The organism is Vibrio sp. 10N.222.46.A1, assembly GCF_041473595.1.
Taxonomy (GTDB): Bacteria; Pseudomonadota; Gammaproteobacteria; order Enterobacterales; family Vibrionaceae; genus Vibrio; species Vibrio tasmaniensis_A.
Genome location: NZ_JBFRSN010000540.1, coordinates 1 through 4,276, shown reverse-complemented (window position 1 = coordinate 4,276; position 4,276 = coordinate 1). Strand labels below are relative to the sequence as shown.

Sequence of the window (4,276 nt, the reverse complement as noted above, 5' to 3'; positions counted from 1 at the left end):
CTAAGCTATGGTTTAAATAAGAAGAGAGCTAATGATGTTAGTTCTCTTCTTTTGTTTTATGGCGCTAAAGATAGCTTTAATCCAGTGAACTCGATGCTTGAACCATAATTCAACATGGTCATTTTGTTGTTTTAAGATTACACTGCGCCCAATATTTCAGAAGTACATATTTAGGTAGAGGTCACCATGGACCAAGAACATTACGAAGACGCTGATTACGAAGGCCAAGAGCTGGGCGAAGAAGGCGAAGAGATTGAAATTGAAGCAATTGGTATTGATGTTTCATCACAGCCAATCGAGCTCTACAAAGTGTTTAAAATTGCTAACCTAGTGAGTGGTGGCGGAGAAGCTAAACACATCATCTCTGAAGGCTACGTAGCGGTAAATGGTGAATTAGAAACTCGTAAACGTCGTAAAATGTACGATGGCGACTTCTTTGAATTCAACCAAGAGTACTATGTAGTGGTGTGCGATCAGCCAGTACAAGAAGAATCAGAAAAGCCGAAAAAGAAAGAAGCGCCTAAAAAAGATAACAAGGCGAAGAAAGGTCAGTCTAAAAAGGATTCTAAGAAGAAAGAATCTAAGAAAAGCAAAGCAGAAATGCTAAGCGCAACGGCTGAACCAAAGAAAGAGAAAAAAGAGAAGAAGAAAGAAAACAAACCGAAAAAGAAAGCGGATACGCCGAAGCCAACACGTGACGACAAAAGCGGCCGTAATTCGATTGAGTTCTTCTAAGTTATTACTTTGAAACGTAAGCACCGTTATACCCAGGTTTTACGTTAAACAGATATCAAAAGACTCACTATTTAGTGAGCCTTTTTTGTAGGTGTAAATTAGGTCCTGACCTAATTTTATTTTTGATGAGCCACAAACTCTACAAACTTATCTCTAAGTGGGTTTTCACTCTCTCCATTCCAGATCAATCCGACAGGCCAAGTGGCGTATTCACCTTCTAAAGTAATGAATTCCACATCGGTATTGCTAATGAACTGCGCACTGCTAGGAACAATGGTGAAGCCGATATTGGCAGAAACCAAGGCAAGCAGGGTGAGGATATCATCGGCTTCTTGCGTCTTTGATAAGTCGATTTTATTGGCAAGACAATATTGTTGAATCTGTCTGTCTAATCCGGGACCGCGATGTTGGGCGAGCTTTAGATAAGGCCATTTCGATAACTCAGAGACGACGAGATTTTTGTTTGGCGCTTGCTTGAGAAGATCTTGGTGTATCGCGACCACAAGCGAATCATTGAACAGTGTTAGGCTTTCTAAATCCGATGATTCTGGTATCCGATTGAAGCTGATATCGAGGTCATGGCTCAATAACTCATCTGTCTGCTGCTTGGAAGGTGTGTCATTTAACGTGATATGAACGTCTGAGTATTGTTGTTTATAAGCCGCAATAAGCTTGGGTGCTTCATGATAAGTAGACACGCCAAAGGCAATGTTCAAATGTCCCTGAGTCCCTTTTACCACCGAGCCTGACAGCTGCTCAAACGCTTGCATTGAATGAACCAAACGTTGGGCTTCTGCCAGTAACGTTTTTCCTGCGTGCGTGAGCTCTGCGCCATTCCTGCCACGAGAAAACAGAGACGCCCCAATATTGGATTCAAGTCGTTGAATCTTTTTAGTGAGTGCCGATTGAGTGATGTAGAGCTGCTCTGATGCCAAACGGTAATTGCCCGATTTAGCGAGCTGACAAAATGCCTTCAGGAGATCAAATTCCATTCCAAATACTCATTGAATTGAGAATATCTTTCATTATATGGAATTGAATTGATTTTTTATACTAGGTTCATACCAATCAGATAAAGCGAAGTTTGAGGACGAACCATGAAGAAAGACATCAAAGTAGCGTCGGTTCAATTTAACCACCACGCAGGTGATAAGGCGTATAACTTATCGGTTATAGAGCAATACGTTCAAAAGGCTGCGGACAGTGACGTGCAGATCGTCAGTTTCCCGGAGATGTGCATCACTGGCTACTGGCATGTGTCTGCTTTGTCGCGAGATGAGATTGAAGCGTTAGCGGAACCTGTACCGGGTGGTGAATCGACTCAAAAGCTGATTGCACTGGCAACACAGTTTGGAATCAGTGTTGGCGCGGGCTTGATAGAGCAGGGCATCGATGGCGAATTATACAACACCTACGTATTCGCCATGCCCAATGGTGAGGTACAAAAGCACCGTAAACTGCACACCTTCGTTAGCCCACATATGAGCAGTGGCGACCAATACACAGTGTTTGATACGCCTCATGGTTGCAAAGTCGGTATCTTGATTTGTTGGGATAACAACTTGGTTGAGAACGTCAGGATCACTGTTTTGAAAGGCGCCGATATATTGATTGCGCCACACCAAACGGGCGGTTGTCATTCACGAAGCCCGAACGCGATGAAGCGAATTGACCCTGAGTTATGGTTTAACCGAGATGAAAACCCAGATGCGATTCGTGCAGAAATGCAGGGCAAGAATGGCCGCGAGTGGCTAATGCGTTGGCTGCCTGCAAGAGCGCACGATAACGGCCTCTTTGTGGTGTTCAGTAATGGTGTAGGTGTTGATATGGACGAAGTGAGGACAGGCAACGCGATGATCTTGAGCCCTTACGGTGAAATCATTGCTGAGACCGATAGTGTTGATAACGATATGGTGATTGCAGAGCTAAAAGCAGAAGAGTTAGATATGTGTACGGGCAGACGTTGGATTCGTGGTCGTAAGCCAGAGCTTTATCATTCACTCACACAACCTCTTGGTCATGAACTTGATCCGCACCAAGCGCGTTTTGCTGAGAAATAATGGTGTAAGCGCTGGTGAAAAAGGATGTATTAGGGACGGTTGAAAGGGAGGGGGAAGTTGGAGGGGAGAGAAGAGTTCCTGATGTAGTCTACCCACTTAAACTGTTTTTAAGTGGGTAGACTATTTACACATCAAGCATCAAGCACCAAGCATCAAACGTCAAACGTCTAAGTTCTATTCTCAGTGTCGAGTGCGAGAAGACGTCAGTTCTGATGCACGAAGTTGAGCAACGGCTTTTGCTAGTTCAAGCTGAGCTTGTGCAAAGTTGATGTCTACATTGCCCTTATTGATATTTTCTAGAGCTGCATATTTCGCTTCTTCTGCGCGAGCGCGGTCAATATCTTGACCGTGCAAGGCAGTATCGGCTAACACCGTTACCACATCCGGTTGAACTTCCAACATCCCGCCAGAGACATAAAGCACTTGCCCCTCTGATTTAGGATCTGTGACAAACACTGTGACGCCCGGCTTGATCTTACTGAGAAGCGGGGAGTGACCGGGGCGGATCCCCAGCTCACCATCAGCGCCAGAAACGGCTAGGGCATACGCTGGACCTGAAAACAGCGTACCTTCCGCACTTACAATATTAAGTTGAAATGTATTATCTGTAATTCCGATAGCCATGGTGTACCTGCCTCTTAGAGTGATTTTGCTTTGTTAAGCACTTCGTCGATAGAACCACAGTACAAGAATGCCTGCTCTGGGATATCGTCATATTCGCCGCCTAACAGGCCTTTAAAGCCTCTTAGTGTTTCGCTTAGCGGTACAAATACACCTTTCTGACCAGTAAACACTTCGGCTACGTGGTAAGGCTGAGTTAAGAAACGTTCAATCTTACGAGCGCGAGATACGGTCTGTTTGTCTTCAGTAGACAGCTCATCCATACCAAGAATCGCGATGATGTCTTTTAGCTCTTTGTAGCGTTGCAGCGTTGTTTGGACTTTTTGTGCAATGTCGTAGTGCTCTTGGCCAACCACAAGTGGGTCTAATTGGCGAGAGGTTGAATCCAATGGGTCGATTGCAGGGTATAGGCCCAATGCCGCGATATTACGAGACAGTACAACGGTCGCATCTAAGTGAGCAAAGGTTGTTGCTGGTGATGGGTCAGTCAAGTCATCCGCAGGTACGTATACCGCTTGGATAGACGTGATAGAGCCTTGTCTAGTCGAGGTGATACGCTCTTGAAGCACACCCATCTCTTCAGCGAGTGTTGGTTGGTAACCTACTGCTGAAGGCATACGGCCTAACAGTGCTGATACTTCTGTTCCCGCAAGTGTATAACGGTAGATGTTATCAATGAACAGCAGTACGTCACGACCTTCATCTCGGAAGCGCTCAGCCATAGTCAGGCCTGTAAGTGCAACACGTAGACGGTTTCCCGGTGGCTCGTTCATTTGGCCGTAAACCATGGCTACTTTGTCTAGTACACCCGCTTCTTTCATCTCGTAGTAGAAGTCGTTACCTTCACGAGTACGCTCACC

5 protein-coding genes are annotated in these 4,276 nt (G+C 45.3%); 2 read left to right on the top strand and 3 right to left on the bottom strand.

Annotated elements, in window-relative coordinates; genetic code table 11:
* The first annotated feature begins 186 nt into the window (after positions 1 to 186).
* Positions 187 to 735, top strand: a complete 549-nt coding sequence (locus AB4496_RS15430) for an RNA-binding S4 domain-containing protein (RefSeq protein WP_009844928.1) — start codon at positions 187 to 189, stop codon at positions 733 to 735.
* A gap of 116 nt (positions 736 to 851) precedes the next feature.
* Here AB4496_RS15430 and AB4496_RS15425 read toward each other — a convergent pair whose 3' ends face one another.
* The gene (locus tag AB4496_RS15425; RefSeq protein WP_009844929.1) at positions 852 to 1,727 is read right to left on the bottom strand and encodes a LysR family transcriptional regulator; all 876 of its coding nucleotides are present in this window, start codon (positions 1,725 to 1,727) and stop codon (positions 852 to 854) included.
* A 105-nt stretch (positions 1,728 to 1,832) separates the two neighbouring features.
* On the opposite strand from AB4496_RS15425, the gene AB4496_RS15420 reads away from it, so the two are divergent.
* A complete protein-coding gene (locus AB4496_RS15420; protein WP_009844930.1) occupies positions 1,833 to 2,795 on the top strand; it encodes a nitrilase family protein in 963 nt (320 codons plus the stop codon).
* A 180-nt stretch (positions 2,796 to 2,975) separates the two neighbouring features.
* On the opposite strand, the gene AB4496_RS15415 is transcribed toward AB4496_RS15420, so the two are convergent.
* Together AB4496_RS15415 and atpD are read right to left on the bottom strand one after the other, a co-directional pair.
* A complete protein-coding gene (locus AB4496_RS15415) occupies positions 2,976 to 3,419 on the bottom strand; it encodes a F0F1 ATP synthase subunit epsilon (RefSeq protein ID WP_004730391.1) in 444 nt (147 codons plus the stop codon).
* Between the two features lie 14 nt (positions 3,420 to 3,433).
* Positions 3,434 to 4,276 (bottom strand): F0F1 ATP synthase subunit beta (atpD, locus tag AB4496_RS15410; protein ID WP_372131302.1); only part of this gene is annotated, 843 nt, incomplete at its 5' end.